Genomic DNA, 5348 nt, shown 5'->3' on the forward strand with positions numbered 1-5348 from the left:
GACACAGACGATCTCGTACCCGGCCGCACGTCGCCTGGCGATTTCTTCCCACGCTGCGCGCTCCTCCGCCGAAAGTCCCGTCAAAGACTCTGCTCCCGTGGACGCAACATGAGACACCGGCCTGGCCAGCGCCCGGCTGAAAGGGTCGGACAGTTTTATTTCCTGCTGGGAAGACATGCGATTGTCGCTCCGGCTGAGAGCAATGGGCAACGGCAGCCCGGCAGCCAGGGTCATTTCTTCCGGAGAACGCGTCCCCAGTTCCGGCGAAGCAGCCGGCCGGCTGTCCGTTCCCGCCACGGAGGTTCGCTGCGTTTCATCAGCGGTCTCGGATGCAACGTTTGCCACCTTGGGAGCCTCACCGTCGTGGGACGGCCTCCTGCTGGATGGCTCTCCTGTCGATCGGGCTGGTCCGCCCGGCGCTGCCTGCACCAACGTCGCCGGAGCCACGGGCGTTCCGTCCGTTCGATAGACCATGGCGAGATTGAGCCGATCCAACGAGCGATGAATCTCCCGCAGGGCCAAATAGATTCCCTCGTCCAGGGGCGGATCAGCGGCGTTGCACACACCGATGAGGAAGCCCTCGCTGGAAAAGAGGCCACCTCCGCTGCGTCCCACGACGGGTGCGCGGGAAGCCTCGATGTTCGCCGGGCCCAGATACTTATCGATCGCCGTGACCCGGCCCTTCCACACCGTCGGAGCCTGCCCCTCCCCACAGCCCACGGAATAAATGGCATCCCCCACCGCCAGTGGGTACCCAGGCGGCGCCACCCGCGCCACAACCACCGGCTGATTAGGCCGAATACTCAAAAACCCAATGTCCAATTTTTCATCATAGTGAATGAGCTGCGCGGGCAGGTTTTCGACAGGCTGCGGACCGAACAGATCCACCTGAATCGGCAGTCGCCCCTTGCTTTCCCGAAAGAGATGACCACAGGTGATGATCAGGGCCTCGCCTCCTCGAGCATCGATGATTGTGCCCGATCCCGTCGACCGGCCTCGCGAGTCTTCAATCCGAATCCGCACCGTGGCTGCGATGAGATCCTCCTCTGTCGGTGCGGCGAACCGACACTGCGGATCGAATGGGGGCAGGCTTCTCCGCTGAAGACTGGCGCCACTGCTCGGCGATTGCGAGGAGACCGTGCAAGCATTTGCTGCTGTGCTTACGGTTGTCTGTGCGGGGATGTGTGTCGCTGTGGAAAGCGGCGGCTGTTGCGGCGCCAAACGACACAGCAGCCGAAGTTGATCGAGGCTGGCCGGTCCGACAATGCGGTCCACCTCTCGCCCGTTGACGATCATCACAAAAGTCGGCACCGCGTTAACGCGAAAGCGCCGCGCCAACCCCGGCTCTCGATCGATATTTACTTTCCGCACCGGGTAGCCAGCCCGGTGGAGCTCTTCCACCACCGGCATCATCCGCTGGCAGGGGCCACACCAGTCCGCGTAAAAATCTAAAAGGACTGTCTGACCTGTGAGTTCATCGGCCCTCAGGGAAGGAACCGGCAGGATCCCCAGGCACTGCCCGAGAAGAATCACCCCCAGCAGACACCTGTGGCGCGGTGGCCGAAGTATCACACAGCGCATCGGCAAACCCTCCAGAAAAAGGTGAGAACGCCACCTGCGAATGACTTTCGAGGAGGTCGCCACCCTGGCCACCAGGTGAGCGAGCGCGATGCGAAGAGGCCGGCCAATTCCAGGGCGCTGCGGACGAGAAGGCCCTGTGCGCCACGACCTGCCGGCTTGGCTGAGAGCATCGACCGTCCATGGTCACCAGATACTTTCGATCCAGGGCAACCTCCGTGTTCCCTCGACGTGCACGATCCGTCAACCGTTGCTCACGAGATCCCCTCCCGGCGGAGCCGCCGTGGGTCGTCCCTCCTGTTCCGCCCACCGGGAGACACTCATTAAATACCACAAGGCAGCTCGATGGCAATATCAAATTGGTGCGGCTGCCAATTCGGCAGTGAGCCGACCTCGATACTCCCATTTCAGCGTGATAAAGAACCACCCATCTCTGCGGGGACTCCGGCGAGCAAAAGAGCATTCCAGGTCGATCGAACGCGGCAACGAGGTCGCTCGGCAGACGTTAACCGTTGAATGACGGACCTGACAGGCAGGTCCCTCCGACACTTTTTCGGAGGGGCACGCTTGTCGTGCCCGAAAAACGGAAATGGATGATCGAACGTTGCACGGCGGACCCGACGAGCGGGTCCCTCCGGGAAAAAGTCTCTCCGGGCTGAATCTCACCCCTTTTAAGACCTTGCCAACTTTTCCAGGCCTTTCCCGGCGTGGAGACAAAGTGGGGACAGGTCAAATGTTCCCCTTATTGCGGCAGGAGTCACCGCCGTGTACCCTGGGAAACGCCTGTTTGGGTCGCGCAAACCGGAGTTTACCTTCTTTTGCCGAGGAGGATCACCATGCGTCGGCTTCCCTTGAAAATGTTAATGGTCGCGATCGTGTCGCTGGGCGTCTGTCCAGTGTATGGACAGGAACTCGTCATAGCGGAGGGTGGGCAGTCGTCCTATCACATTGTTATTCCTGAGAAGGCCAGCGAACCCGTGCGTCACGCCGCAGACGAATTGGCCAAATTCATGCGCGAAATGACCGGAGCGAACCTCTCCATTCGGACGGACGCCTTTCAACCCGTCGCCGACCACGAAATCCTGCTGGGCAACAATCGCCGATTGCAGGAACTGGGCATCCAAATTGACTGGCAGAAGCTGGGCAAGGAAGGTTACACCATCAAGACGGTTGGCCAACGGCTCATCATTGCCGGTGGCGAACCCCGGGGCACGCTTTATGGGGTTTATGGTCTGCTCGAAGATCACTGGGGATGCCGCTGGTTCACCCCGGATTGCAGCCGAATTCCCCACCACGATCGGCTCACCATCGGACCTCTCGACGAAACGATCGTTCCTGTCCTGGAATACCGGGAGCCATTCACCTACGACTGTTTCGACGGAGACTGGTGTGCCCGAAATCGCGTCAACTCCTCGGCGGGAAGGCTGGGTCCGCAGCACGGCGGCAAGATACGGTTTGGTAACGGGTTTTTCGTCCACACCTTCAATCGGCTGGTTCCCCCGGAAAAATATTTCGACGAACATCCCGAGTATTTTGCACTTGTGAAAGGCAAACGCCTGAAGGACCGCACGCAGCTTTGCTGCACCAACGAGGATGTCATCCGAATCGTCACGGAAGAGATTCTCAAGGCGATGGAGCACGATCCCGAGGCGTTTGTGTTCTCCGTTTCCCAGAACGACTGGTACAACTACTGCGAATGCGAAAAATGCCAGGCCCTGGCCAGGGCCGAGGGGAGCCAGATCGCGCCGGTGCTTCAGATGGTCAATCGCGTGGCGGAGGCCGTGGAGAAACGCTTCCCCGACAAGGCCATCGAAACGCTGGCCTATCAGTGGACGCGGAAGCCGCCCAAAACGATGCGTCCCCGACCCAACGTGATCATTCGGCTGTGCTCCATCGAGTGCTGTTTCGCCCATCCGCTGGCCACCTGCGACCTTCCGGCCAACAAGGCGTTCGTGGAAGACTTGCGAGGCTGGGCGAAAATCTGCAACCGGCTGTGGGTGTGGGACTACGTCACCGATTTCCGACACTACCTGCTGCCGTTTCCCAACCAGCGGGTCCGCAATGACAATATCAAGCTCTTTGTAGAAAACAACGTGAAAGGAATTTTTGAACAGGACACCTACAACACACCCAACAGTGAACTGGCGGCACTCGGCGGCTATATGACGGCCAAGTTCCTCTGGAATCCCGATTATGATGAAAACCTGGCCATGAACGAGTTCTTGGAAGGCTACTATGGGGCGGCGGCTCCGTTCATCCGCCAGTACATCGACGCCCTCCACGATCGCGTGGAAAAGGAAAACATCCATTGCAGCATCTGGATTCCTCCGACCCATCCCCACCTCACGGACGAACTGCTGGTGGAAGCCAACCAACTCTGGCAGAAGGCGGAAGACGCGGTCCACGATGATCCGACGCTGCTCCAACGGGTGAAGATCGGTCGGCTGAGCGTGGATTACGCGATTCTGGAGCGTGCCCGGCTTGCCCCGCAGAAAGAGCCGTTGGCTTCACTGGCCCGGCAGCGATTTCGGCCGTTCGTGGAACTGATTCCCGTGGCAGGAATCACCCGACTGAATGAGTGGAACTCCCTCAATCTGGAGGAGTACCGGAGTAAGCTGGCGGAGGCCCTGGGACTGGATTCGCGGTAAGGTTTTTGCAATAATGAAGGTCGTCCATTGCCCCAGCCCCCAGGAGCAGCCGCGGAGTGCCCGCCTTCGCGGCTGCTCCGCTTTTGCAGGCCGATGTGTCCCTGCGGTGATCACGCCGATGACGTCTTCGGAACAGTCCCCCTTTCCCGTCAGCGATGCCACCACGCCGGTCGCCCGGCTGCGCGAGATCGTTGAGCGATTCGTCCAGGAGAGGTCATGGGAGCCGTTCCACACGCCCAAAAACCTCGTCATGGCGCTGGCCGTGGAAGCCGCCGAACTGATGGAACACTTCCAGTGGCTCACTCCGGAGCAGGGGGAAGCGGTCGCCCAAAACCCTGAACAGCGGGAAGCAGTGGCCGACGAAATGGCCGACGTCTTCTGCTATCTACTGGCCCTTTCCAGCCGATTGGGAATCGACCTCACGACGGCTGTGTTGCGAAAGATGGAAAAGAACGTCCAGAAATACCCAGCCGAGATTTACCGGGGGTACTTCGGACCCGAGGATCCTCGCTGGCCGGGTCCAGGGAGCAGTCCTGCCTCGCAATAATCGCACAGATCGGCAACCCACTTCCCGCACCGCCCACGGCTCGCTCCCTCAAGGCGAATTCGGCCTGGTTCGACCCATCCCAACTTTCCTCCGCTCGGGAAAAGGCCTGAGAATTTGGGCAAGGTTTTGAGAGCGGTGAGCTTCCCCTCGGAGGGACCTGCTTGTCACGTCCGCTTTTTCAACGTTGGATAAACAATTCCACTTCATCGGGCACGACAGGCGTGCCCCTCCGAATAGATCCCTTCCGGAGGGACCTGCTTGTCAGGTCCGCCGTTCGAGGTTCGATCATCCATTCCCGTTCATCGGGCACGACAAGCGTGCCCCTCCGAACGATTTCCTGGAGGGACCTGCTTGTCGGGTTCGCGCTCAACTTCGATGTGGATTGAATTTACAAAACTTGCGCCTATACTTATGTAAACGAAATGTTGAGAAAAATCCGACGGGACTTTTCCCAGAAAACAACTCACGAGCACCGTTTTTTCGATAGGCCCGTGCTTATCGAAAACGGGCGACGGTGGCTATCACCCGCCTTCTGGAGCTTTTCCAAATATTCCCGCCACGGTGACACCAACGGG

General features: G+C 59.6%; 3 protein-coding genes. 2 read left to right on the top strand and 1 reads right to left on the bottom strand.

Features of this window, described 5'->3' with window-relative positions; genetic code table 11:
• Nucleotides 1-1581: trypsin-like peptidase domain-containing protein (locus H5U08_RS09380; protein WP_297032408.1), on the bottom strand; the 1581-nt coding region annotated here is incomplete at its 3' end.
• Nucleotides 1582-2414: 833 nt separating this feature from the next.
• Here H5U08_RS09380 and H5U08_RS09385 point away from each other — a divergent pair.
• Nucleotides 2415-4226 (top strand): DUF4838 domain-containing protein, encoded by a 1812-nt coding sequence (locus H5U08_RS09385; protein ID WP_297032410.1) that lies wholly within the window; start codon nt 2415-2417, stop codon nt 4224-4226.
• 13 nt (nt 4227-4239) lie between these two features.
• The gene (locus H5U08_RS09390; protein ID WP_297032412.1) at nt 4240-4773 is read left to right on the top strand and encodes a nucleotide pyrophosphohydrolase; all 534 of its coding nucleotides are present in this window, start codon (nt 4240-4242) and stop codon (nt 4771-4773) included.
• Nucleotides 4774-5348: the final 575 nt, after the last annotated feature.

Source organism: Thermogutta sp., from assembly GCF_014359955.1.
In the GTDB taxonomy this organism is placed as follows: domain Bacteria; phylum Planctomycetota; class Planctomycetia; order Pirellulales; family Thermoguttaceae; genus Thermogutta.